Annotated in this window: 20 protein-coding genes; 5 read left to right on the top strand and 15 right to left on the bottom strand. The window is 64.5% G+C overall.

From position 1 onward, the window contains the following. Positions 1–13: 13 nt before the first annotated feature. Positions 14–1231, bottom strand: a complete 1218-nt coding sequence (locus LGT36_RS04405) for an alkaline phosphatase family protein (RefSeq protein ID WP_226096587.1) — start codon at positions 1229–1231, stop codon at positions 14–16. Further along, complete coding sequence (locus LGT36_RS04400; RefSeq protein ID WP_370634347.1) at positions 1182–1742, bottom strand: DUF5998 family protein; 561 nt, start codon at positions 1740–1742, stop codon at positions 1182–1184. Before LGT36_RS04400 ends, LGT36_RS04405 begins: the two co-directional genes overlap by 50 nt. 96 nt (positions 1743–1838) lie before the next feature. Between LGT36_RS04400 and LGT36_RS04395 the strand changes: the two genes are divergently transcribed. Next, on the top strand, positions 1839–4301 hold the full coding sequence (locus LGT36_RS04395; protein WP_226096585.1) for a DNA topoisomerase (ATP-hydrolyzing) subunit A: 2463 nt from the start codon (positions 1839–1841) through the stop codon (positions 4299–4301). 26 nt (positions 4302–4327) lie between these two features. Here the strand turns inward: LGT36_RS04395 and LGT36_RS04390 are convergent, their stop codons facing one another. The 8 genes from LGT36_RS04390 to LGT36_RS04355 form a co-directional block, all read right to left on the bottom strand. Then, complete coding sequence (locus LGT36_RS04390; protein WP_226096584.1) at positions 4328–5596, bottom strand: threonine/serine exporter ThrE family protein; 1269 nt, start codon at positions 5594–5596, stop codon at positions 4328–4330. 69 nt (positions 5597–5665) lie between these two features. After that, positions 5666–6043, bottom strand: a complete 378-nt coding sequence (locus LGT36_RS04385; RefSeq protein WP_226096583.1) for a hypothetical protein — start codon at positions 6041–6043, stop codon at positions 5666–5668. Between the two features lie 35 nt (positions 6044–6078). Beyond that, entirely contained in the window at positions 6079–8175 is a 2097-nt protein-coding gene (locus LGT36_RS04380; RefSeq protein WP_226096582.1) for a type IIA DNA topoisomerase subunit B, read from the bottom strand. A 55-nt stretch (positions 8176–8230) separates the two neighbouring features. After that, a complete protein-coding gene (locus LGT36_RS04375; protein ID WP_226096581.1) occupies positions 8231–8722 on the bottom strand; it encodes a GNAT family N-acetyltransferase in 492 nt (163 codons plus the stop codon). 3 nt (positions 8723–8725) lie between these two features. After that, a complete protein-coding gene (locus LGT36_RS04370; RefSeq protein WP_226096580.1) occupies positions 8726–9073 on the bottom strand; it encodes a hypothetical protein in 348 nt (115 codons plus the stop codon). A gap of 111 nt (positions 9074–9184) precedes the next feature. Next, positions 9185–10477, bottom strand: a complete 1293-nt coding sequence (locus tag LGT36_RS04365; RefSeq protein ID WP_226096579.1) for an EAL domain-containing protein — start codon at positions 10475–10477, stop codon at positions 9185–9187. A gap of 121 nt (positions 10478–10598) precedes the next feature. Next, positions 10599–11981, bottom strand: coding sequence for an RNA polymerase sigma factor (locus LGT36_RS04360; RefSeq protein WP_370634350.1), 1383 nt, complete (start codon positions 11979–11981; stop codon positions 10599–10601). A gap of 38 nt (positions 11982–12019) precedes the next feature. After that, the gene (locus LGT36_RS04355; RefSeq protein ID WP_226096577.1) at positions 12020–13054 is read right to left on the bottom strand and encodes a DUF4192 domain-containing protein; all 1035 of its coding nucleotides are present in this window, start codon (positions 13052–13054) and stop codon (positions 12020–12022) included. Positions 13055–13162: 108 nt separating this feature from the next. On the opposite strand from LGT36_RS04355, the gene LGT36_RS04350 reads away from it, so the two are divergent. Further along, positions 13163–14233 (top strand): polyprenyl synthetase family protein, encoded by a 1071-nt coding sequence (locus LGT36_RS04350; RefSeq protein ID WP_226096576.1) that lies wholly within the window; start codon positions 13163–13165, stop codon positions 14231–14233. 53 nt (positions 14234–14286) lie between these two features. Here LGT36_RS04350 and LGT36_RS04345 read toward each other — a convergent pair whose 3' ends face one another. After that, on the bottom strand, positions 14287–14628 hold the full coding sequence (locus tag LGT36_RS04345) for an Rv2175c family DNA-binding protein (protein ID WP_226096575.1): 342 nt from the start codon (positions 14626–14628) through the stop codon (positions 14287–14289). Between the two features lie 127 nt (positions 14629–14755). On the opposite strand from LGT36_RS04345, the gene LGT36_RS04340 reads away from it, so the two are divergent. Together LGT36_RS04340 and pknB are read left to right on the top strand one after the other, a co-directional pair. Then, the gene (locus tag LGT36_RS04340; RefSeq protein ID WP_226096574.1) at positions 14756–16048 is read left to right on the top strand and encodes a lytic transglycosylase domain-containing protein; all 1293 of its coding nucleotides are present in this window, start codon (positions 14756–14758) and stop codon (positions 16046–16048) included. 57 nt (positions 16049–16105) lie between these two features. Then, a complete protein-coding gene (pknB, locus tag LGT36_RS04335; RefSeq protein ID WP_226096573.1) occupies positions 16106–18064 on the top strand; it encodes a Stk1 family PASTA domain-containing Ser/Thr kinase in 1959 nt (652 codons plus the stop codon). Between the two features lie 7 nt (positions 18065–18071). On the opposite strand, the gene LGT36_RS04330 is transcribed toward pknB, so the two are convergent. The 4 genes from LGT36_RS04330 to LGT36_RS04315 all read right to left on the bottom strand — a co-directional run bounded on the left by LGT36_RS04330 (position 18072) and on the right by LGT36_RS04315 (position 22457). Then, a complete protein-coding gene (locus tag LGT36_RS04330; protein ID WP_226096572.1) occupies positions 18072–19460 on the bottom strand; it encodes a class II 3-deoxy-7-phosphoheptulonate synthase in 1389 nt (462 codons plus the stop codon). Next, complete coding sequence (locus LGT36_RS04325) at positions 19457–20656, bottom strand: pyrophosphate--fructose-6-phosphate 1-phosphotransferase (protein WP_226096571.1); 1200 nt, start codon at positions 20654–20656, stop codon at positions 19457–19459. The genes LGT36_RS04330 and LGT36_RS04325 overlap by 4 nt, the downstream gene beginning before the upstream one ends. A 96-nt stretch (positions 20657–20752) precedes the next feature. After that, a complete protein-coding gene (locus LGT36_RS04320) occupies positions 20753–21463 on the bottom strand; it encodes a 1-acyl-sn-glycerol-3-phosphate acyltransferase (protein WP_226096570.1) in 711 nt (236 codons plus the stop codon). Between the two features lie 19 nt (positions 21464–21482). Further along, positions 21483–22457: an ROK family glucokinase gene (locus tag LGT36_RS04315; protein WP_226264698.1), complete on the bottom strand. Its 975-nt coding sequence runs from the start codon at positions 22455–22457 to the stop codon at positions 21483–21485. 81 nt (positions 22458–22538) lie between these two features. On the opposite strand from LGT36_RS04315, the gene LGT36_RS04310 reads away from it, so the two are divergent. Then, the gene (locus LGT36_RS04310) at positions 22539–24338 is read left to right on the top strand and encodes a long-chain fatty acid--CoA ligase (RefSeq protein WP_248642171.1); all 1800 of its coding nucleotides are present in this window, start codon (positions 22539–22541) and stop codon (positions 24336–24338) included. Positions 24339–24415 lie beyond the last annotated feature (77 nt).

Raw genomic sequence — 24415 nt, 5'->3', positions numbered from 1 at the left:
GCGAGCGCCGCTGCTAGCGTCCTTGCGCCATCAGCAAAGGGACGTGCAGTTCCTCGGGGGTGAGCGATCCGTGCATCCCCACGAGCGCCATGGAACGCGCGCTCTGCGCCCGCGAGTCCACCACAGTTGCTCGCCCAGCCATCGCGACCACCACGTCGCCGATGCGCTCTTTGACTTCGAGCGAGATGGGACCAAAAAGCCCCGCCGTCTCTGCCTCGTCCCTCGTCATGACGACGGCATCGTGGCCCAGCACGTCTTGCCAGCGAGCTGCGACGGATGCGACGTGTGAAGGGTCCACGTGGAGGTGCAGCGCGCGCGGCTCGCCTGCGACAAGCTCGACATCTTGAGCCAGTGCGGCGGTCTGGCCGACGTCCCACCTGGGCGCGCCAGGCACGTCGACCATTCCGTGGTCCGCCGTGACCACCATGACCGCATCGGCTGGCAGATTGCCAGCGAGCCGCCTTAGCTCCCTGTCGGCGTCCTCCAGAGCGGCGACCCACTGATTCGATTGCCAGCCTTTCGCATGTCCCGCGGCGTCGATCTCTCCCCAATAGCAATACGAGACTCCGGGCTTCTGCGCCACGGCAAGCGCGACATCGATCCGATCGGCAAGATGCTCGGCGCCCACAAACTGGCCGCCGCGCAGTACCGCATGGGTCAGACCGGAGCCGGCGAAGGTGCGCTTGCCCAACGTCGTGACGGGGAATCCCTCTCGATCAGCCTCCGCAAGGAGCGACGGCATCGGCTGCCATTCCTCGGCGCGGTAGGCCCCCTCCCAAGAAATCAGATTGGCAAGCTGCCCGGTGCGCGGGTTGCGTGCCGTGTAGCCAGACATCCCCGTTTGTCCGGCTGGCAGTCCGGTGCCAAAAAGCGATAGCGACGCCGCCGTCGTCGTGGGAAAGCCTGCGGTGACGACGCCCGACTCGATGCTGCGCAGGAAGGGGGCATGCCCTCTTCTCGCTTCGAGTTGATAGTGCCCGAGTCCGTCGAGAAGCACCACGACCACGTGGCGTGAGTGTGGGATTCCGAGGCGTTCACGGTCGGCTTCCGCGTCGCGGTGTGCCACCGCATGGCCAGCGCCAATCGCTGCGAGCGACCCCGATAGGACGGCGCCAAGCTCCCTGCCGCCGTAGTCGGGCAGCTCAAGCCCTGCAGCTCTGAGCCGTGCGATCGCCCCCAATTCAGTGGCCGGCGAGGCGTTGAAGGGTGGCCGTGAAGTCCTCGAGAGCACGCACGGTGTCTGCTCCGTCTGCGAGCACGCTCACGCGCGCGAGGGTGTCGTCGCCTGTGAAGTCCCCCGTGTAGCCGTGGTCTGCATCGCACGACTCGTCGCCGCAATTGGCGGGCTCAAGGTCGATGCGTGAGTGGATCCCCCATCCGACCGCGAGCACGAGCTCGCCCGGGACATCTCCCTCCCGAAAGGACTCTGGTTCGAGCACGACGTGCGTCAATGCGACAGAAGTGACCACGCGCAGTGGGGCACTCTCCACTGTCGCAGACGCCGCCGGCGTGCCGCCGCTCTCAGGGCTCGCTCCATCGTCAATGTGCACCCGAATCAGTCGGGCGTTTGTCACGACGAGCACCGTCATGTGCCGTCGCACTTCCGACGTGTCGAAGGTGGTCTCCGCGTGCACAAAGTGGCCGCGAACCTCCTCGTCGCCGATCGCGTTCCTGAGCACGTGGTTGGCCAGGGCCGGGTAGTAGCCAGCACCGACGACGGCCTGTGTAAGGGAGGTGGACATGTGTGGCATTGTCTCACCTGCTCGCGTGGCGTGGCCAACCCCTTGGCTGCGGGCGCGAGACAATGCCGTGAGCCCCAAGCCAGAACGGAGTGTTGCATGCCCGAGTCCGACGCACAGATCGTCGATATTGACGTGAGCGCCGAGATGGAGGCGTCGTTCCTTGAGTACGCCTATTCGGTGATCTACTCCAGGGCATTGCCTGACGCGAGGGACGGTTTGAAGCCTGTTCAAAGGCGCATCGTCTACACCATGGGCGACATGGGATTGCGCCCAGACAGGGCGCACGTGAAGTCTTCCCGCGTCGTCGGCGAGGTGATGGGTAAGCTCCACCCGCACGGAGACCAGGCGATCTACGACGCCCTCGTACGCATGGCGCAGTCCTTCTCGCTGCGCCTGCCGCTGGTCGACGGACACGGAAACTTTGGCTCGCTTGACGACGGCCCTGCCGCTTCCCGCTATACCGAAGCGCGGCTAGCCCCCGCATCAATGGCCATGACGGCCGACCTCGGAGAGAACGTCGTCGACTTTGTCCCCAACTACGACAACAAGCTTCAACAGCCCTCCGTGCTGCCGAGCGCGATTCCCAACTTGCTCGTCAATGGAGCCTCAGGCATCGCAGTGGGCATGGCCACCAACATGGCGCCGCACAACCTCATCGAAGTGGTCTCTGCCGCGCGCCACCTGCTCGCCAACCCCAAGGCAAGCCTCGACGAGCTCATGAAGTTCGTACCTGGTCCGGACTTGCCCTCCGGCGGCAAGATCGTCGGTCTCGATGGAATCCGGCAGGCATACGAGACGGGCAAGGGCGCCTTCAAGACCCGCGCGACCGCCCGGATCGAGAAGGTCACGGCCAAGCGTCAAGGAATCGTCGTGACGGAGTTGCCGTACACGGTGGGTCCCGAGCGCGTGATCGAGAAGATCAAGGACGGGGTCACGGCGAAGCGCCTGCAGGGCATTCAAGCCGTGACTGACCTGACCGACCGCCATCACGGCTTGCGCCTCGTCATCGAGATCCGCACCGGCTTCTCCCCCGAGGCCGTGCTGGAGCAGTTGTATCGCTACACGCCGCTCGAGGAGGCCTACTCGATCAACAACGTCGCGCTGGTCGACGGCGAGCCACGCACGCTTGGTCTCAAGGAGCTGCTCAGGGTGTGGGTCGATCACCGCATCGAGGTGACCAGGAGGCGATCGGAACACCGGCTGAGCTCGCGACGCGAACGGTTGCACTTGGTGGACGGCCTGCTCGTCGCGATCCTCGATATTGACGACGTCATTCAGATCATTCGCACGTCGGACGACTCCGGTGCGGCCAAGGATCGCCTGATGACGGCGTTCGACCTCTCTCAAGTGCAGGCTGAGTACATCCTCGAGTTGCGGCTAAGAAGGCTCACCAAGTTCTCCAGGATCGAGTTGGAGAACGAAAAGAGCCAGTTGATGGCAGAGATTGCCGAGCTTGAGGACATCCTGCACTCGGAAGGTGCTCTCCGCGCCGTGGTTGGCCGCGAGATGGACGCCGTTGCCGCCGAGTATGGGACGCCGAGGCGGACCATCCTCTTGGCAGACGCTGGCGCCCCTGCCGCCGCTTCCCTCGCGGGAATGCCCGGTGCTGCCTCGGCGACCGCGCCCTCTTCCGGCCGCAACGCGGCCCCAGCGAACCTGGAGATCGCCGACACGCCTTGCCACGCACTGCTGTCAACAACGGGCCTGGTCGCGCGCACTTCCGACGAACACCCGGTGTCGCGCGAGGGCAGGCGTGCTCCGCACGACGCCTTGCGCTCTGCGATCGCTTCCACGGTGCGCTCCGACGTGGGGGTGCTCACCTCGCGTGGCCGGATCCTCAGACTGTCCCTGCTCGAGGTGCCGAGCCTTCCCCCCACCGACGGCCCGCCCTCGCTGTCAGGCGGGGCGCCCGTGCGCGAGTTGGTCATGCTTGACCGGGACGAGGAGCCCATTGCGTTGGTGCCGCTCGACGGCCAAACACCCCTCGCGCTTGGCACGAAGGACGGGACGGTGAAGCGCGTCGCCCCCGAGCCCGCGCCCTCGAAGGACGCCTGGGACGTCATCGCGCTCAAGGAGGGTGATGCCGTAGTAGGCGCTGCCCCTGCAGCTGACGATCGCGAACTGGTCTTTGTGACGTCCGACGCGCAGCTCTTGCGTTTCGCTGCCTCTTCCGTGCGGCCTCAAGGTCGCACAGCGGGTGGAATGACGGGTATCAAAATCGGTGCAGGAGCCTCCGTCGCAGGGTTCTTTGTGGTGGACGCGCAGCAGGACAACCACGTCGTCACCATTTCCGGCTCATCCGACGGCTTGCCAGGCACCCAACCAGGTGCCGCGAAGGTGACACCGCTCGCCGAGTACCCCGGCAAGGGACGTGCGACGGGCGGCGTGCGTGCTCACCGCTTCCTGAAGGGTGAGGACTCACTGTTGGCAACCTGGGTGGGGCCTGCACCAGCACGCGCAGCGTCGGGTGCTGGTCAGCCGATCGATCTCCCAGAAGCAATCGGACGACGCGATGGTTCTGGCGTTCCGCTGAACACTCCCGTCGACGGCATCGGGTAGGCGTCCGAGCTCACTCTCGAAGGCACCTAACTTTCGAAGGCCCAGTGTCTATCGGTCATGTACTTGGCCACCACGAGCCCAATCAAGATGGCCAGCACCGTCAGAAGCACTTGCAAGATGCCTGCTGTCGCGTCGATGTAGCGCGCCTCATTCAGGCTCACGACGGCCTCGTGGGCGAGCACGCCAGGGATCTGCACGAGCGACGCCGGGACCTGCAGGGTGATGACGGGCCACCTACCGCCTCTGGCGCCAGTTGCGGCAAGCACGCCGAGCACGAGGCAAGCAAGGAACGTCGCCGTCTGGACGGGCATGCCGTTCTCGATGAGCACCATGCGTGGCACGTTCACTAGGCCGATGAGGGCGGCGGTCAGCGCCATCCTCCATGGCGAGTTGAAAAGCAACGCGAAACCGAGGACACCCACGAAGCTGGCTACGGACTTGATGCCGAGGTCGCCCACAAGCCCGACGTCGATCGGCGGGCGGGCGCTCGTATCCAGAGGGCTGAGCAGCGAAACTCCCCACACCGCCGCGGCAGCGGCAAGAGTCAGCGACGTTCCGTGGACCACGCGGATGATGCCTGCCGAGTAGTCATTCTTGGCCAGGTCGAGCGCACCAGTGATGAGGGCGAATCCTGGAAGCAAGAACAACACGGAGGAGATGTAGCCAGAGGCGTGTGTTTCGAGTCCCGTTCCCGCCAACGAGAGTAGAGCGAGGGAGCCGATATAGACCGTCGTCGCGACGGTGGCCGCGACCAACACGGTGCCGAAGGCGTTAAAGGAGCGGTGCGCGAGCTCGCGGCGCACCCACTGACCCATGAAGGCAGCGACAAAGACGACGACGACTTCAAGGATCCTTGCCCTATTGAGTACCGCGAACCCTGCACATGCGGCTCCGGCAAACGTCGAGTTGAGCCACCTGTTGTACATGGGCTTCTGGCGCTCGATCTCATCGAGGGCGCGGTGCACCTCGGCGGGAGTCATCACGCTTGGCAAGTGCCTTCTGAACCGGTCGAGTCTCGCGATCCTGTCGGCGTTCACGGAGTTGTGTCGCAGTTCAGAGACTTCGGTGCGGAACAGTTGTCCCACACGGGAGGTGGTGGTGATCTCCGTCAGCGTGACCTGCTCGGAGTGTTCCTCAATACCGAGGGACTTCGCGACGGTCTTCATACCTTGCTTGACGCGGTAGCTTGCGGTGCCCGAACCCAACATGAGCAGGCCCAACCGCAGGATGGCGTTGGAACGCCGCCCAAGTTCGTCGGCGTCAATGTCTTGTGCAGGGGGCGGGGAGGATGTCACGCCGCCATTGTTTCGCATCTACGAGCAGAAGGTTGCGACCTCGGGCCCGACACCGCCGCTGGAAACTCGCTAGCCGCGCGCACCCAGCGTCTCGAGGCGCGCCTCGATCACTGCCTGCCACTGACGCGCCCGCCTGCGTCCCTCAATCGTGGCCAGTCCTGCGGGCACACCCAGAGCGAAGATCACGGCAGCCAGGATCTCCCAGCCCAGTGCCCAGGCGGCCAGTCCTGCGAGCGGGCTCATGAGCACGCCGCCAGCCGCGCCCCAGAAGGAGCGGAGCATCCCGAGCATCACGCCAAGCGCCGCCGCATCGGTGGACTCATGGATCGCGCGAGCGGCGTCCGCTGTAATCTGGTTCGGTAGCGGCCGAGACCACCCGATGTCCGGCAACTCCGGCGCCATTGCCTGGTAGAGCGGTTGTCCCTTGGGATGTGCTGACTCGGTCATCTCGCCTCCTCAAGTTCCGTGATGCTCGGTCTGGCTTACGTATCAATCCTGTTGTGATCGAGGGTCGCAGCGCCCGCGACGATGAAGTCTCGGCGTGGGCCAACGTCATTGCCCATCAGGAGTTCAAAGACGCGCTCAGCTGATTCTGCGTCTGCCGCAGTGATGCGGCGCAGAGTCCGATGCTCGGGGTCCATCGTCGTCTCTGCCAACTGGTCGGCGTCCATCTCCCCCAATCCCTTGTAGCGCTGGATCTCGTCTTTGAAACTTCGCCCAGCTCGACGCAATTCCCGCAACGTCTCCTGGAGTTCCTTCTCGGAGTACGTGTAGATGTGCTCCCGAGCGCGGCGGGCGGAACCATTGACCTCGATCCGGTGCAACGGCGGCACCGCTGCGTACACGCGGCCGGCGTCCACGAGCGGGCGCATGTACCTGAAGAACAGGGTCAGCAACAAGGTGCGGATGTGGGCGCCGTCGACGTCGGCATCTGTCATCAGAATGATCTTCCCGTACCGAGCCGACTCGAGGTCGAACGTGCGCCCAGAGCCAGCGCCCAGCACCTGGATGATCGAGGCGCACTCGGCGTTGTGAAGCATGTCGGTGACGGAGGCACGCTGCACGTTGAGGATCTTGCCGCGAATCGGAAGGAGCGCCTGGAAGTCAGACTGCCTCGCCAATTTGGCTGTTCCGAGGGCGCTATCTCCCTCAACGATGAAGAGTTCAGAGAGCTCGACGTCGTTGCTTCGGCAGTCGGCGAGCTTGGCAGGCAACGTCGATGTCTCAAGCGCGTTCTTGCGCCGCGAGATCTCCTTCTGCTTGCGGGCGGCCACCCTGGCGCGCATTTCCGCAACCACCTTCTCCAGCACGGTGTTCGCTTGAGCCTTGAAGTCTCGCTTGGTCGAGGTGAGGATCGCGCCAAGCTCCGTCTCGATTGTCTTCGCGACGATGGCGCGCACAGGCGATGTCCCGAGGACCTCCTTGGTCTGACCTTCGAACTGAGGTTCTGGCAAGCGCACGGTGACAACGGCGGTCAGGCCCGCCATGATGTCGTCCTTCTCGATGCGTTCGGCGCCATCCTTGCCGCTCAGCTTCAGCCTGCGCGCGTTTGCCTCGATGACTTTGCGCACCACCTTGGTGAGGCCCTGCTCGAAGCCTGTCAGGTGAGTGCCGCCCTTGGGCGTCGAGATGATGTTGACGAACGAGCGCACCTCGGTCTCGTAACCGGTGCCCCACCTCAGTGCAATGTCCACCTCACATGAACGGTCAACATCTTCAGACTCCAGGTGGCCGTTGGGCTTGAGCACCGGCACTGTCTCCGTGTACGTTCCGGAGCCCTTGAGTAGCCACGTGTCCGTGACGGCTGCGTCTGGCGCGATGAAGTCGACGAAGTCCTTGGATCCTCCCTCGAACATGAAGCTTTGCTCGCTCGGTTCCAACGGATTGCGTTCGTCCCGCACCACCATCGTGAGCTGAGGCACCAAGAAGGCGGTCTGCCTGGCCCTGACGATCAACTCGTCGTACGAGAAGCTCGCTTGCTTGTTGAACACCTGCCTGTCGGCCCAGTAACGGATCCGCGTGCCGGTCACCGCCTTGCCAACCTTGCCCGTGACGTCCAGCTCGGAACCGGTCACGAAAGGCGTGAACTCGGCGTCGGGAGTCGGGCCGCTCGCGGGGTCAGCGAACTTGCCAGGCTCACCGCGCCGGAAGGCCATGTGGTGCGTCTTGCCGCCACGGTCCACCCACACATCGAGGCGCTCGCTGAGCGCGTTCACGACCGAGGCGCCGACGCCATGCAGACCGCCAGAAGCGGCGTAAGAGCCAGAGCCGAACTTTCCGCCGGCGTGCAGTTTGGTCATGACGACCTCGACGCCGCTCAAGCCGGTTTTCGGCTCAATGTCGACGGGGATTCCGCGAGCGGTGTCGCGCACCTCCACCGAGTCATCGGGATGCAGGATCACTTCGATGCGATTGCCATGGCCGCCGAGGGCCTCGTCCACCGAGTTGTCGATGATCTCCCACAAGCAGTGCATCAATCCACGCGAGTCCGTGGTGCCGATGTACATGCCTGGACGCTTGCGAACCGCGTCCAATCCTTCAAGGACTGACAGATGACGTGCAGAGTAGTCGGAGCTCACGCGGTGAGTCTAAGCGGCGTTTGACCGGGTCCCGAGCGGGCGCGCCCGAAGCCTGCTATACCTCGGGAACTTCCGTCGCGGCATCGGCCCTCAACGCCGTCATGGCCAGGTTGTCCGTCTTCACAAAGAAGCCAAGCTCGCGATACAGTTCACGTCCAGCGGGCGTGGCGTGCAGCTCGATGACCTCGATGCCTTGGTCGTCTGTCCACTCAAGCAGCGCCGTCATGATCTCCCGCGCGTACCCCCTGCGGTGGTATTGCGGCGCGGTGGAGACCCACTGGACATAGCCTGCGCGGTGCGCGTTCCTGCCAGGGCGTGGCAAGCGGGGAACGATGTTGATCAGCCCGCACGCCGCAAGCCCACCCTCCTCAGCGTCGATCACGACGCCGTAGAGGTCCTTGCCAAGGCGCTCCTTCACGAGCGAGGTCGAGTCGAGAGCCCAAGCGGGCGTGGGCTTCGCGCCCACAGCCTTATACATGAGCGCACCAAGATAGACGATCTCGGCAGCGTCGGCAGGCTCGGCCGGCCGCACAGTGACAGAGGCCACCGCTTAGTGCCAGGCGACGGCGATAGCCACGTTGACGAGCGTCAGCGCCAAGGCGCCTGCCCACATGCGCTTGGCTGATTCCCGGCGCGATCCGGTCTCGCACATGCCCGCCACACCGAGCGCGATGAGGAACTTCACGGCGATCTTCCAATGATTGGGCGACTCGTCGTCGTCCCCGAAGGCCATCCCTGCGAGGAACACCCCTGTGACAATCTGCGCCCTGGCTCCCCACACCATCACCGCAGTGATGCCGCGCTCTCCCACTCGCCACTGCTCGAGTGCACCGCCAACGATGGCGGCCATGCCAACCAGGTGCAGAATCACAAAGACGATCTGAAGGGCTTCCACCATCGCTCCTTATCTGGACGTGTCCTTCGATGGTATCGCGGGAGCGGTCCCCGCCGACCTCGCCGCCGCCGACGTTGTGCCTCGGGGGGATGCGGGCCTCGTACCTGGTTCTCGTCAGTCCTCGCCGGAATCAAATCTCACGATCTCGTCACCATGCTCCGACGGCATGCGGCGAATGAGGTGGTCAGCCAATCGATAGACGGTTGTCGCGTCTTGGGTGAGCACCACATCGAAGAGCTCCTCGTGGGGCATCCACCTGGTGGCGACGATGCCGACCGTGAGCGAGTCCGTCAGCAGAATCAAGAAAGCCCGGTTCCTCAGCGGATCACCAGGAGACACGACCACGTGGCGCCAGCCTGGCAGAATCTTTGACGCTCCATGAGGACCGAAGATCGCGCACAGCACCGCCGTTTCGCGCAACTGATCGAGCGTGCCCACGTGGAACACAGCGTCGAGCGCCAGGCCGTTCGGTTGCCGGATGAGAACGACGGGACGCGAGCGTGCGGTCATGGCCTGTCGGAGGAAGAATCCGCCGATCTCAAGGAGAGACTCGGCGGTCATGGTCTGGGACGGGTGATCCTCGATGATGTCCCGCAGCGACGTGTTTCGCGGGGAGTGCCGGACGACGTCAAGCAGGGGAACCACAGTACGCGGCGTTGCAAGCGGTCCGGAGAGCGCCTCAGGCCTGCCGAAGCGATACCCCTGACCGAGCGTAGCGCCAAGGGCGCGGGCGAGCTTCGCCTCAGCCGCTGTCTCGATGCCGGTCACGATCAAAGTCACCCTGTTGGCTTCCACGTACTTCAACAGAGGGCCTAACGATGGTGCGAAACCCCCTGGCGAATCCCTTTGGAGCATCCGCATGTCGAGCTTCACCACGTCCGCCGACAAGAGAGGCAGCACCGACAGACACCCAGGGCTCGAGGAGACGTCATCCACCGATACGCCCCAACTCAGCTGACGCGCACGGTCGACGGTGGCCAGCACGCCCTCGGGGTCGGATGCGAGTGCGGCGTCGTTGAGTTCGATGAACACCCTCAGCGACGACTGCGCACGCGCGACAATCTCGTAGATGTCCGGGGGACACTGATCGATGCGCAAGCCCACTGACATGTTGACAAACAGTGAGGCGGACCTTGGAGCGCCTGCACTGAAGAAGCCCTCAAAGGCGGAGCCGAGACAGATCCAGTTGAGCATGGACTGCAGCCCATCGAGTTCCGCCTGACGAAAGAGCTCCGCAGGAGACCCAAAGCGGGACCCTTCAGGCCCGCGGCACAAAGCCTCGTAGCCCACGACCTCACCGGTCGCCAAGTCAACGATCGGTTGGAAGACGCTCGTGACCTGGCGCTCGTTCAGAATCGCGGCGAACTCATCTGAGGCGCTCGGTGCGCTGTCGCTCGACTCGGTCATCGTCCAGGCATTCTCCGGGTGGATGAGCGTGCGCGTCTGACCATCATTCCGCCTCCCTGAGTGTGGCTATGCCTACCTATCGGCGGGCATGCGCCATCCGTCAGGGAATGGCAAAAGCGGCCTAATCGAGGTAGTCGCGCAGCACCTGGGAACGGGAAGGATGACGGAGCTTTGACATCGTCTTGGACTCGATCTGGCGGATCCGCTCGCGGGTCACGCCAAACACTCGGCCGATCTCGTCGAGAGTCTTGGGCTGGCCATCGGTCAGGCCGAAGCGCATTCCCACCACACCAGCCTCGCGGTCGGAGAGCGTATCCATGACCTTGCTGAGTTCTTCCTGAAGCAGCGTGAAGCCCACGGCGTCGGCCGGCACGACCGCTTCAGAGTCCTCGATGAGGTCGCCAAATTCGCTGTCGCCATCTTCACCAAGTGGCGTATGCAGAGAAATGGGTTCGCGGCCGTACTTCTGGACCTCGACCACCTTCTCTGGCGTCATATCGAGTTCACGCGCGAGCTCTTCTGGCGTGGGTTCGCGACCGAGGTCTTGAAGCATCTGGCGCTGAACCCTAGCCAACTTGTTGATGACCTCGACCATGTGCACGGGGATGCGAATGGTGCGTGCCTGGTCGGCCATGGCTCGCGTGATCGCCTGACGGATCCACCAGGTGGCGTAGGTCGAGAACTTGTAGCCCTTGGTGTAGTCGAACTTCTCGACCGCACGGATCAGGCCAAGGTTGCCCTCTTGGATGAGGTCGAGGAACAGCATGCCCCGGCCGGTGTAGCGCTTGGCGAGCGAGACGACGAGGCGCAGGTTCGCTTCCAACAGGTGGTTCTTGGCGTGGCGACCGTCGTTGGCGATCCACTCCAGTTCGCGACGGTTCTTGGGGGTGATCTTGTCTCCCCCACTGAGCTTCTCTTCCGCGAACAGTCCCGCTTCGATGCGCTTGGCAAGGTCAACCTCTTGCTCGGCGTTCAGCAGAGCGACCTTACCGATCTGCTTCAGGTAGTCCTTGACGGGGTCTGCGGTAGCTCCAGCCGTCATGACCTGCTGAACGGGGGCATCGTCGTCTTCCCCCGTAATAACGAAGCCTGCGGTCTCTTCGGGCTCTTCCGCTTCAGCGTCGGGCGTGGGCTCGACGTCTTCCGGCACCACGTCTTCCTCGTCAGCGACGGGAGCGTCCTCGGCAGCAGCCTTGGCCTTGCTTGCTTTCGAGCGCACGGGACCGGCGCCCTTGGTGGCGCGCGGGGCGGCCGTGGGAGCGAGGTCCTCGATGGGGGCAGTAGCGGACGTGGTCTTCTCCTTCAGTGGGGTGGGAGCCGAGTGGTTGCCTGACTCTCCGGTGGTGCGGGGGGAACCCGCTCGCGCTGCACGAGCTACGCCGGAACGATCAGACGGCACACGAGTCCTCTCGAACACATTTGGGGGGCTGCCACGGCTCTCAGCACCGCCGGCAAATCCATTAAAGTGTAACGCCTCTGTCAACGTCGGCGACCCCACTGACAGTTCCCATGAGCGCAAAGGGCTCATATGTCATGTAACGCTCATGCAGCGGTGAGCCAGCCCGGCGGCAAGTGAGCGTCAATCGCGCACTTCACGAGCTCAGCAAGCCGGTATTCGGGCTCGTCTATCAGTGCGATGGCCACCGCCGTTGCTGCACCAGACTCGTCGCCACGCCACCACCGCGCAAGCCCCACCAGAGTCATCGCTGGCGCGATCTCCTCTGGGCACAGCCAAAGCAACACGGAAGCCAATTCTTCCAAGGCGGCCACCATCAGTGGCCGCGGTGCAACGGCCGACGCTGGCAACAGCATGACGGCCAACGCCTCCCTGACGCCCGCCGCAGAAGGATCAACGCACAGCGCGTCAGCGACGCTCCCCTCTCCTGGAACCATGTCGACGACGATCGCGTCCCTCACGACGACGTCACGCAGACCTGCCGCGATCTTGCCGAGCTCGGCATCTGAAGGCGTGTCCCCTTCGCACATTGCCGCCACTGCTCGTCGCCAGGCCTCCAACCGTTGAGTGCGCCAGCGTTCGGGATCTCGCTCCCTCGCAGCCCACGACCGCTGCTGCGCCCTCCTGGCCTTGCGTCGTCGCTCCGCAGGAGCCTTCGCTGCTGGTGACTCGCCATGCGGTCGCACGGAGAACGCCCGCACCGCCCCCTCAGGCGCCCGAGGAATGACCCTGCCTGCATCGGGACAGCATTCAGGGTCGACGCATTCTGGAGATCGGTAGCGATCCTTGATGACAGCCCACGCATCGACCACGTCGATGTGGTCGGCAAGGGCCTCGCGGGCTGCGATAGCCGCACGCGTCCCGTCAGGATTGTCGGCGCCACCGTACCCCACCACGATCGCGCGTTTGGCGCCAGCCTCCGACAAGTGGCTTGCGGCGATCGAGCACATCACGCGAGAGCAGTCGCTGATGGAGAACTCGGCAGCGTCGGCCCGCATCAAGGGATGCATTCTTCCGGACCTGGTCAAGCCCACGATCACTACGGAATCGACGGGTGTGTACCCCAGCATCAGGGGGATGGTGGCGATCAGCTCGCCTGGGTCGCTCAGTCGAAGTGTCATGGACCTACAGTCGCGGCTACCGCTCGGGTCCCGCTTGCGCGGCTCCGTTTGCTGTGAGCAAGCCTTTCGCCGTGCGTCTGGGGACGACGCGACCTCTAGGCTGAGCGCATGGACGATGCTCGACGAAAGGCCGACGTTGACGAGGCCATTTCGCGGGCACTCGACCGACTCGCTGCCGCAATCGCGCCCGCCACGTCGAGCGCTGAAGAACTCCTCGCACCCGTCGCGACGCTGGCCGCAAAGGGCAAGAGGGTCCGTGCGCTCCTGGTGCTCCATGCCTACGAGGCGTGCGGCGGTCGGGAGCCCGCCCGCGCAGCCCAGTTGGCCGGTGCAGTCGAGCTCTTCCAGACGGCCGCCCTCATTCACGACGATGTTTTGGACCGCTCTGACACGCGGCGCGGGCTGCCATCGACCCACCGGAGCCTCGAGGCACACCACCAGTCGCAGGGATGGCTCGGGGACGGCGAGCGGTTTGGCACGAATGGCGCGATCCTCGCGGGAGACCTGGCGCTCATGGCGTGCCACCAGTTGCTTACAGAGGCCATCGCCGGACTGCCTGGCGCCGTCTCGACTGCGGTCGGCGAGCGCTTCTCCTCCATGGCGAGCCTCTGCACCGCTGGCCAGTATCTGGACATCAGGCTCGCGGCGCAACCACTTGGCTCACTCGAAGGCCAGACAGACGCGATCATTGCGACGATGCGGGCTAAGACGGCCTCCTACACGGCGGAAGGACCGCTTGCGCTCGGCGCGGCCCTCGCCGGCCTGAGCCCAGAACACGTGGACCAGTGGGCGGCGGTGGGCGTGCCGCTGGGGATCGCCTTCCAACTTCGCGACGACGTCCTGGGCGCCATCGGGTCTCCTGACACCACCGGCAAGCCCGCAGGGGATGACCTGCGTGAGGGCAAGCGCACCCTGCTCTTGTCTCTAGCCCTTGGCGGCGCCGATGCCGAGGGTCGCGAAGCCCTCGCGGCAGTGGTCGGCAATGAGGCGGCAAGCGCGACGCAACTCAGTGAGGCCATCACCGTGATGAGCAGTTCGGGAGCGGTCGACGCCACGGAGGCAGTGATCGAGGACTACGCCAGCCAGGCACGCCTGGCGCTCGACGTTCTTGCCGTCGACGGGCTCTATCGCGACCGTCTTGAGAGCCTCATCGACTCAACGGTCGCGCGCAACTCCTAGCCCTCCTGAGCGCGTGCCAGCGGTACGGCGCCTGCTAGAAGACCGTCTGCCTGCTAGAAGACCGTCTGAGCGAGCCTGCGAACGGGAGCCCGCTTGCCAGACCTCAAGGCGTCAAGCGGGCTTTCCCCTAGTTCCTCATGGAAGGTCGTGAGCCATTCGACGATGACGTCATCGCTCAGCCCGGCGTCGGCCAGGACGATGATGGTGCCGCGTACCGTCGCCAACACCTCGTGCCCGTGCTCGCCTTCGACGATCTGCCCTGCTGGGAGATAGAGCGCATTGTTCTCACCGCGTCTGACGGCAATCAGATTGCGCTCGCGCAGAAACTCCCTGACGCGGGACAAGGGGACGCCTAGCAACTCGGCGCACTCGGGGACGCTCAACCATTCGCTCACGTCACAAGCGTAGCGACGCGACCGCCTTCTCTTGTGCCTCACGCGAAGACGAACTACAGTCACATTTGTCACATGTGTCACATGCGCCCCTTCAGCACCGCGGCGGCGCTCAATGCAAGGAGGCGCCATGGACGCGCGCACCGGAACCCTCAGAACCATTGCCACGTCGCTGACGACCACTGCCGCTCTCGCGCTGGTCGCGCTACCTGCACATGCAGATACCGATCATGTGGTTGAACCAGGCGACACGGTGTCGCGACTGGCCGCCAAGTACGGCGTGCCGTCGACCCGCATCATCGAGGCCAACGAGCTTGACGCCGCCGCCACCATCTACGTCGGCGAGCACCTCACCATCCCCACGGCCATGCCCGCGCCCAACCAGGTCACCCACGTCGTCGTCAAGGGCGACACCGCCTGGGATCTCGCCGAGACCTACGGCGTGACGGTCTCCGACTTGCGCCGCGCCAACTCCTTGAATGCTGCCGCGACCATCCGCATCGGCCAGACGCTCGTCGTTCCCGGCGCTACCATCCCCCACGCCGCTACTCCCGCGGCGGCGCCTACCGCGACGCAGTCCACGACGTACGTGGTGCAGGCAGGAGACACGCTGTGGTCCATCGCTCGTGGCGCCAACACGACGGTGTCTGCGCTGGCAGAGAGCAACGGCCTGAGCAATCCCTCGCTCATTCGCATCGGTCAGGCGATCACGGTCCCGTCGACCGGTGGCTCGCCTGCCCTGGCCACCCCCGCGACAATCACATCCACCCCCTCATTCGGCGGCACCTACGTGGTGCAGGCTGGTGACACCGTCTCCTCGATCGCGAGCCGCCACGGCACCACCGTGAGCGCCATCGCCACGGCCAACTCCCTGGCTGACGCTGGGGTGATTCGGATAGGCCAAGTGCTGACTGTGCCTGGAGGCGCCCCCACGGGGCTCGTCGGCGACACCTTCCTAGGGCGCACCTACCCCAAGGACGTCGTGGCGGCCGCTAACGTCAACAAGGCGACCCTCAACTCCATGGACGTGCCCAGCCGTTCTCGGATGCAGCAGATGGTGATCGATACCGCCAACGCAATGGGAGTCGACCCTGCTCTCGCCCAGGCGATCGCTTACCAGGAGTCCGGCTTCAACCAGCGGGCCGTCTCCCCTGCTAATGCGGTGGGGACCATGCAGGTCATCCCCACCTCCGGCGACTGGGCGTCAGACCTTGTGGGACGCGATCTCAACTTGCTGATCGCTGAGGACAATGTCACGGCGGGCGTGGCGATCCTCCGCCAACTGCAGCGCAACGGCACCGAGCTCGACATCGCCATTGCGGGCTATTACCAGGGAGAAACCTCCGTTCGCACAAGAGGAATGAACTCAGACACCGTCCGGTACGTTGCCTCTGTGAAATCATTGATGGAGCGTTTCGACTAGATCACGATCGGAACGGCCTCCCACCGTTTGCCCCTACCGACTCTCTAGAATGTGACTGTGGCCGAGACGATTACCGACCCCATGCTCGGCCGTCTAATCGACGGCCGCTACGAGGTGCGCGAACGCGTCGCCGCTGGCGGCATGGCGACCGTGTACCTCGCGCTTGATCGACGCCTCGAAAGACTCGTGGCAGTCAAGGTCATGCACGCCGACCTCGGTACCGACAGCGAGCGGCAAGAGTTCGCTTCCCGCTTCCGGCGTGAAGCCAAAGCGTCCGCGCGGCTCACCCACCCGGGCATGGTGCGGGTCTACGACCAGGGCACAGACGGCGACATCTCCTACCTCACGATGGAATACGTCGAGGGCGAGAACCTGCGCGCCCGCCTCCACCACGAGGTCACCCTGCCCGTCGGTGAAGCGCTCGGCATTGTGGAGGCCGTGCTCGACGCTCTCGGGGCGGCCCACCGTCAGGGGCTTGTGCACCGCGACGTCAAGCCAGAAAACGTGTTGATGGACGAGGATGGCAGGCCAAAACTCGCCGACTTTGGACTCGCTCGCGCCGTCACAGAGGTGACCTCCACTTCCACAGGAACCATCATGGGCACGGTCGCCTACCTTGGCCCAGAGCTGGTCGCACGTGGCACTGCTGATGCCCGCACCGACGTGTACGCGACGGGCATCTTGCTGTTCGAGGCGCTCACTGGCCGTCAGCCCTTCACGGCGCCGAGCGACATCGAAGTCGCGGCACGCCACGTCCACGAGGACATTCCTGCTCCCTCGACCTACGTGCCGTGGCTTCCTACCGAGATTGATGATCTCGTGCTTGCGCTCGCCGCGCGCGAACCTGACAACCGCCCGGCCGACGCTGGGGCTGCCTTAGCGCTGTTGCGTCAGACCCGCGCGATGATTGACGACCCCACCCTCGACCGAAGGGCCGATCCGCCCTCTGGCCAGGTTCCGGTTGTCGACGATGAGACGACGATTCTCGATTCCGCACCTTCAGGCTCGACGATCGCCCTCCCCATCGGCGCCGGCATGCCTGCCTTCGCTCCCATCGACGTTGACATCATCGACGACGATCCAGAGGCGCTCGAGCCGATCGGGGAAAACCGCAGGGTCGGGCTGTGGGTCGGCGCCATCGTCACGGCGTTGATCGTGCTCCTCGGCCTTGGCGCGTGGTGGTACACCACCCAGGGCCCTGGCGCCTACACGACAGTGCCGCCCGTGGCAGGCGAGACGGCAGAAGACGCTCGGAACATCCTCACGAGCGCCGACCTTGGCGTGATCACGGTGTCCGAGTTTTCCGACGACGTGCCAACCGGCCTGGTGATCGGCACCGACCCCGCCGCGCAGGAGCAGATTGGCAAGGGAGAGACGGTCAAGCTCTTTGTGTCAAAGGGCCAGCGCATGGAGATCGTCCCTAGCGTGGTGGGTGTGCTCGAGTCAGACGCGATTCAGATGCTGAGCGACGCCGGCTTCAGCGTGGGCGAGACCGAAGGCGTATGGTCCGATACGGCGCCAGAGGGAGAGGTCATCTCGACCTCGCCAGCGGCGGAAGAATCCGTGCCCTGGAACACCCCGATCGACCTCGAGATATCCAAGGGGCCGCTCCCGATCGTGGTTCCCAACGTCATCGGTCTGACCGAAGAGAAGGCTAAGGAACTTCTGACGGGTTCGAGCTTCGCCATGGAAGTCACGGTCGAGTACGGGCGCAGCAACGACGTTGAGAAGGGTGAGGTCTACGCGACCGACCCCGCCCCCGATTCCGAATCGACTCGCACTGCGCCCGTCACTTTGCGAGTGTCAGAAGGCAAGCCGTTGGTTGAGGTGCCGAACTTTGTCACACTGCGCACCGATGTCGCGCAGGCGAGGGCCGACGATCTCGGGCTCGTGGTCGAGTGGAAGGCGGACAACGCCTTCCCGTGGACCAAGAAGGAGTTCGTCGCCCGTCAGAGCATCGACGAGGGCAAGCAGGTCGAAGAGGGCACCACGATCGTCCTCTACTACGACAGCTAGTCGACAGTTAGTCGTCGACGTTCAACTGCTCGAGCGGTGGCTGATTGCGCTGCGACAGCAGTTCGGAGACCAGGAAGGCCATCTCGAGCGACTGCTCGTGATTGAGCCGAGGGTCGACCTTGGTCTCATAGCGCCTGGCGAGGCCCTCGTCGTCGATCTCCGCCGTGCCGCCCATCACCTCGGTGACGTCGTCGCCGGTGAGCTCGACGTGCAAGCCACCGGGAACGGTGTCGAGGGCGCGGTGCACCTCAAAGAATCCCTTGACCTCGTCGAGGATCGTGTTGAAGCGCCTGGTCTTGAAGCCGGAGTCGGAGGTGAACGTGTTCCCGTGCATCGGGTCGGTCAACCACGTGACGGCAACGCCCGCGTCCCGCACTCCCTCAACCAACCCAGGGAGCACGTCGCGCACCTTGTCGGCCCCCATGCGGGCCACAAACGTGATGCGGCCAGGGATGTTCTCGGGGTTCAGGCGTTCGGCCAGAGCGAGGGCATCGGCCGCCGTGCTCGTCGGTCCGAGCTTGATGCCGATGGGGTTGTGAATCTTCGACATGAACTCGACGTGAGCACCGTCGAGGTGACGCGTACGCTCCCCGATCCACAAGAAGTGCCCCGAGCAGTCGTACGGGAGCCCAGACCTTGAGTCGATACGCGTCAGCGCACGCTCGTAGTCGAGAAGCAGCGCCTCGTGACTCGAAAAGAACTCGACCGTCTTGAGCGCCTCGAAATCCCCGCCTGCCGCCTCCATGAACCGCACCGCACGGTCGATCTCGCCTGCGACTCTGTCGTACGCGGCGTAGGCGGGGTTCGCCGCAAAACCGCGGTTCCACTGGTGCACGCGGCGAAGGTCGGCGAAACCGCCGGTAGTAAACGCCCTGATCAGATTGAGGGTCGAGGCGGATACGTGGTACGCGTCCACCAGCCGCTCTGGATTCGGAATCCGCGCTTCTGGATCAAAAGACGAGTGGTTGACGATGTCCCCGCGGTAGGCCGGTAGCGTCACCCCGTCCCGCGTCTCCGAATCGGAAGAGCGCGGCTTGGCGTACTGACCAGCCATACGACCGATCTTCACCACCGGCGTTGACGCGCCGTACGTGAGGATGACGGCCATCTGGAGGATGGTCCTGATCTTGTTGCGGATGCGGTCTGCCGTTGCCTCAGAGAAGATCTCGGCGCAGTCGCCCCCCTGCAGCACGAAGGCCTCGCCTGCGCCTGCAGCGGCCAAATGGCCGCGCAGCACGTCGGCTTCGCCAGCGAACACGAGCGGCGGCACCAACTTGAGCCTGTCAACGGCGCGCTGGAGCGCCACTGGGTCAGGCCAAGCAGGCTGCTGCAACGCTTCACAGGCGAGGTAGTCGTCAACCCCAGCGGCGACGAGCTTCTCGTCCGCGGTGGTCATGATTGTCCGATGTCAGCCAAGAGATCGACGTACCAGGGCGTGGTGATGTCGAAAGGCTTGTGGCCCGCGATGCGCGGGAACGCGATGGCCTTGAGCCTGCCGCCGTCCTCCTCGTCGTGGCCGATGACGCCAGGCTCGCCGCGCAGGGCCGACTCCACCGCGAAGTCGGTCATCGACTTGATGAGGCGCAGGTCTTCCTTGTTGGCACGGGCAGAGCGGGAGAAGTAGCCGGACTTCTGGACCATGACCTTCTCGGCACCCAGGCGTTCGGCGAACTGCTTCGCGAACCATGCGCCGGGATTGATGTCGTCAAGGCGCACGTGGCCGAAGGGGTCGCGTGCGACCTCGCCGCCCGCCTCTTCAATCTCCTTGATGATCTCGGGAACGCCAGCACCCTCCGACAGGAAGATGTTGACGTTGCCGACGGTGTCCATGACGACCTTCAGGCGCTCGGCTTCTGCGTCGAGGTCGATCGACTGCTCCGGCACGTATAGCGCGTGAATGTCCCAACGCTCCTTGGTCAGGCCGATCTCCGGCACAAACTCCAAGGTGTTGAGCCACTGGCGGTACTTCATGCCGGTCGCGGCCGTCAGCCAGCCGCAGGCGCGGCCCATGACCTCGTGGATGATGAGCATGCGGGGTCCGGAGCGGTGCTCGCCGATGACGTTCTGGGCAAACACGGACGCCTGCTCGGCGGCCGACCATGCACCGAGCGACTGCCTGATTGGAACCACGTCGTTGTCGATCGTCTTGGGAAGCCCCACCACGGTCAACTCGTAGCCGTTGTCGTGAAGGTAAGCGGCAAGGTCGGCCGCTGTCGTGTTGGTGTCATCGCCACCAATGGTGTGAAGGACATCAACGCCATCGGCCTTGAGCTGCTCGGCCGCGACGGCCAGCGGGTCCTGACCCTCCTTGACGAGTCCGCGCTTCACGCAGTCTGCAACGTTCGTGAGCTTGACGCGCGAGTTGCCGATGGGCGAACCGCCGAACTCGTGCAGGATGCCTGCCTTGTCGCGCACCGCGTCAGAGATGACGACCTTCTTGCCCTGCAAGAGGCCCCAATATCCGTGCTCGTAAGCGATGATCTCCACCTCGGGCGCCACCTCGGTGTAGCGGCCAATGAGGCCACCGACGGCGGACGACAGGCAAGGGGCAAAGCCTCCTGCGGTGAGCAACGCGACACGACGAACGGACATGCGATAGGCCTTTCAGGTGAGGGTTTTCCCGCTCATTCTAGGGGCGGGGCAAGGGCTCCTGCGCGACGCAGGTCCCGCGGGGCGACGACGCTGGGTTCAGGACTCCGTGGAGTCCGCCTCGCGCTCGGCTTTCGCGAGTTCACGCTTGTATTGCGCCGAGTCGCGGTCGATGTACTCCTGACCCGACATCTCGCGAATGGCGCTCATGACGGTGTCGGTGAGTTCGCGGAGGGCCTCCCGGTCCTCCTGGCGACCCCGATACGCACTGATGTGGATGGGGGCGCCGATGCGCACACCGATGTCTTCTCGCGAAGGCACCTTCTTGCCGACCGGCTGTGCCACATCCGTGTTGATCATCGCCACGGGGATGATCGGGACGCCCGCCTCGATGGCAAGCCTCGCCACGCCGGTCTTGCCGCGATACAGCCTGCCGTCTGGGCTACGAGTTCCTTCGGGGTAGATGCCGAGCAACTCGCCACCACCCAGAACCTGCATGCCAGTGCGAAGGGCCGCTTCAGAGGCCTTTCCGCCACCGCGGTGGACGGGAATGGTGCCGACTCCCTGCATGAAGGCCCTCGTAGCGGCGCCCTTGACGCCCTTGCCGGTGAAGTACTCAGACTTGCCGAGGAAGACCACCTTGCGCTTGAGAACCAAGGGCAAGAACACCGAGTCCGAGAACGACAGGTGATTAGAGGCGAGGATCGCTCCACCAGAGTCGGGCACGTTCTCGGCTCCCTCAACCCAGGGCCGGTAGTACACCTTGAGCCCCGGGCCAAGAAGGACGTGTTTGAACAGTTGGTAGTACATGGCTCTCCTCGTGTTCGTTCTAGCGGGGTGTCATGTCAAGCGGCACTGCTTCGCGGGCCAGCGCTGCCGCCCCCACGATTCCAGCATCATTTGCCATGTCAGCGGCAAGGATGGGGGGCACCGGCCGGTGGCCACGCGCCGTCAAGTGCTCGGCGAACGCCTCGCGTGCGGGAGCAAGCATCAAGTCTCCAGCGGCAATCACTCCCCCGCCGATGACAAACACCTCTGGATCGAGAACGGCAGCGACCTGGGCACAGCCTTCGCCGATCCAGCGGCCGACGTCGGCGAGGAGTTCGAGCCCGAGTTCATCGCCCTCAAGTGCGGCGGCGGTGACATCTGGACCAGAGATCGCCAGAGGGTTACCGCCCGCTCGCTCGATGAGTCCAGCGGCGCGAACGGGGCGATCGACAGCCGCCTTACGCGCCTCGCGGGTCAGCGCGGAGCCAGAGGCGTACTGCTCCCAGCACCCCTTCTGGCCGCAGCCACACGGCTGTCCCCCTGGCACCATGCGCAAGTGTCCGAGCTCAGCGGCAAAGCCGTAAGCACCGCGCACGAGTTCCCCATCAACGACGATCGCCGATCCAAGGCCCGTTCCGATCGTGAGCATCACCATGGTGCCGGTGCCCTTGCCTGCGCCGTAGACGTATTCGGCCCAACCCGCGGCGTTGGCGTCGTTTTCCACCACCACCGTGACGTCGTCGCGGCCCATCAGCGCCCGCACGTTGTCACCCAAGGGATAGTCGCGCCACGCGATGTTGGGCGCGAAATTCATGTGATTGCGGTCGGAACTCGCGAAACCTGCTGCAGCAAGGCCTACGGCTCGCACGTCGTACTGACCTGACAACTCTGCCACCGCGTCGGCGATGGCGGCGTCGATGCTGCCAGGGTTCTGCGGCCGCGTCGGACGACGCACCTTCGTCAGGATGGTGCCAGCGCTGTCGACAACTCCCACAGCGATCTTGGTTCCCCCAATATCGACACCTACCGCGTCCACGTCAGTCCTTTCAGATGTATCACAAGCAATCCCACCGAGGGTATCGTGAGCGCAACCAGTCACCTTGCCAACGGAGTCAACATGAGTGATGCCTCGTCCCCAGCATCCACGGCACGCAACATCATGGCGCTTGTCACCGACTCGTGGTCCACCAATGCAGACCGAGTGGTCATGCGCTACACCGACCCTGCAGATGACTGGATCGATGTGACGGGCCGTCAGGCGCGCGAGCATGTCGACGCCGTAGCGAAGGGCCTGATCGCGCGCGGAATCGGCCCTGGCGACACCGTGGGCATCATGTGCCGCACGCGTTTTGAGTGGACCGTGCTCGACCTTGCCTTGTGGTCGGCTGGCGCCATTCCCGTGCCGGTATACGACACGTCGTCGTCCTCCCAGATCGACTGGATCACGTCGGACGCAAATATCACCACGCTCTTCGTGGAAACCGAGGCCCACGCGGAGCTAGCCCGCAAGGTGGCTTCCGATACGGAGTCTCCACTCACCGCGATCGAAGTGATCGACAAGGGTGCACTCGACGCTCTCAAGGCTGAGGGCGCGAGCGTGACGGATGCCGAGCTCGAGGCGCGGCGTACGGCTGCGGGTCCGGAAGACCTCGCCACCATCATCTACACGTCGGGCACGACGGGGCGCCCCAAGGGCGTGCGACTGACGCACGGCAACTACACGGTCCACGTCGCTGGCATTCACGAGGAACTGCGCGATGTGTTGTTCGAGGACGGCGCCTCGACGGTCATGTTCCTCACGCTCGCACACTCCCTCGCGAGGCTTGTCGAGGTGGCGTTGGTTGCTTCTGGCACGGTGATGGGCTTCTGTCCCGACCCCGCCAAGTTGGTGCCCTACATGGGCACGTTCAAGCCGACGCTCATCCTTGCCGTGCCGCGGGTGTTCGAGAAGGTCTATACGGCCGCCGAACAGAAGGCCGCTGCAGGCGGCAAAGTGAAGATCTTCCGCTGGGCGGCCAAGCAGGCGATCGACTACTCAAAGGCTCTCGACACGCCTCAGGGGCCCTCCACCGCCCTCACGCTGCGCCACCGCATCGCTCACCGCTTGGTGCTCCACAAGATCGTCAACGTGCTCGGCGGCAACGGTCACTGGGCCATCTCAGGGTCCGCGCCGCTCGGCGAGAGGCTCGGGCACTTCTATCGTGGACTCGGCCTGGTCGTCTTGGAGGGCTACGGACTCACGGAGACCAACGCGGCCTCCCACGTCAACAGGCCTTCGCGCTCCAAGATCGGCACGGTGGGCAAACCGCTGCCTGGCATCGAGGTGAAGATCGCCGACGACGGGGAGATCCTGTTGCGCGGACCGTCTCTGTTCGCCGGCTACCACCACAACCCCGAGGCAACGGCGGCCTCGTCCCACGACGGCTGGTTCATGACGGGTGACATCGGGGTGGAAGACGAGGACGGCTACCTCACCATCACCGGCCGCAAGAAGGAGCTCATCGTCACGGCGGGTGGCAAGAACGTGGCCCCTGCGATGCTTGAGGACCGCCTCAGGGCCTATCCCCTGGTGTCGCAATGCGTGGTGGTAGGTGACGGCAAGCCTTTCATCGCCGCCCTCATCACTCTCGACGCGGAGGCCTTACCAGGCTGGCTGCGCGCCAAGGGTCTTCCGGAGATGACCGTGGCAGAGGCCTCGAAGGACGCGACGGTGCGCGAGCACCTCGACAGGGCCGTCGAGCGCACCAACAAGGCCGTCTCCCGTGCCGAGTCCATTCGCAAGTACGAGGTGGTACTGGACGACTTCACGATCGCGAACGGCTATCTCACCCCTTCCCTCAAGGTGGTGCGCTCCCGCGTGATCGCGGACTTCCACGAGCGCATCGAGGACTTGTACGCATCGGGCCCGACTTCCTAACTGGCGCGTTCATTCCGCACGAGTCGCAATGGCGGTAAGAGCCCGCCTTGAGACATCGCGGAGATGGCCGCCGCTTG

This window comes from Demequina sp. TMPB413, assembly GCF_020447105.2.
GTDB lineage: Bacteria > Actinomycetota > Actinomycetes > Actinomycetales > Demequinaceae > Demequina.
Note: the sequence above shows the minus strand (reverse complement) of the source record. Positions and strands in the feature narration are given on the sequence as shown.

What these genes read in the sequence shown, in the direction of transcription:
- LGT36_RS04400 (WP_370634347.1), bottom strand. Translation starts at nt 1,742, where the DNA reads ATGTCCACCTCCCTTACACAGGCCGTCGTCGGTGCTGGCTACTACCCG.
- LGT36_RS04395 (WP_226096585.1), top strand. Translation starts at nt 1,839, where the DNA reads ATGCCCGAGTCCGACGCACAGATCGTCGATATTGACGTGAGCGCCGAG.
- LGT36_RS04385 (WP_226096583.1), bottom strand. Translation starts at nt 6,043, where the DNA reads ATGACCGAGTCAGCACATCCCAAGGGACAACCGCTCTACCAGGCAATG.
- LGT36_RS04370 (WP_226096580.1), bottom strand. Translation starts at nt 9,073, where the DNA reads ATGGTGGAAGCCCTTCAGATCGTCTTTGTGATTCTGCACCTGGTTGGC.
- LGT36_RS04365 (WP_226096579.1), bottom strand. Translation starts at nt 10,477, where the DNA reads ATGACCGAGTCGAGCGACAGCGCACCGAGCGCCTCAGATGAGTTCGCC.
- LGT36_RS04355 (WP_226096577.1), bottom strand. Translation starts at nt 13,054, where the DNA reads ATGACACTTCGACTGAGCGACCCAGGCGAGCTGATCGCCACCATCCCC.
- LGT36_RS04350 (WP_226096576.1), top strand. Translation starts at nt 13,163, where the DNA reads ATGGACGATGCTCGACGAAAGGCCGACGTTGACGAGGCCATTTCGCGG.
- LGT36_RS04340 (WP_226096574.1), top strand. Translation starts at nt 14,756, where the DNA reads ATGGACGCGCGCACCGGAACCCTCAGAACCATTGCCACGTCGCTGACG.
- LGT36_RS04330 (WP_226096572.1), bottom strand. Translation starts at nt 19,460, where the DNA reads ATGACCACCGCGGACGAGAAGCTCGTCGCCGCTGGGGTTGACGACTAC.
- LGT36_RS04325 (WP_226096571.1), bottom strand. Translation starts at nt 20,656, where the DNA reads ATGTCCGTTCGTCGTGTCGCGTTGCTCACCGCAGGAGGCTTTGCCCCT.
- LGT36_RS04320 (WP_226096570.1), bottom strand. Translation starts at nt 21,463, where the DNA reads ATGTACTACCAACTGTTCAAACACGTCCTTCTTGGCCCGGGGCTCAAG.
- LGT36_RS04310 (WP_248642171.1), top strand. Translation starts at nt 22,539, where the DNA reads ATGAGTGATGCCTCGTCCCCAGCATCCACGGCACGCAACATCATGGCG.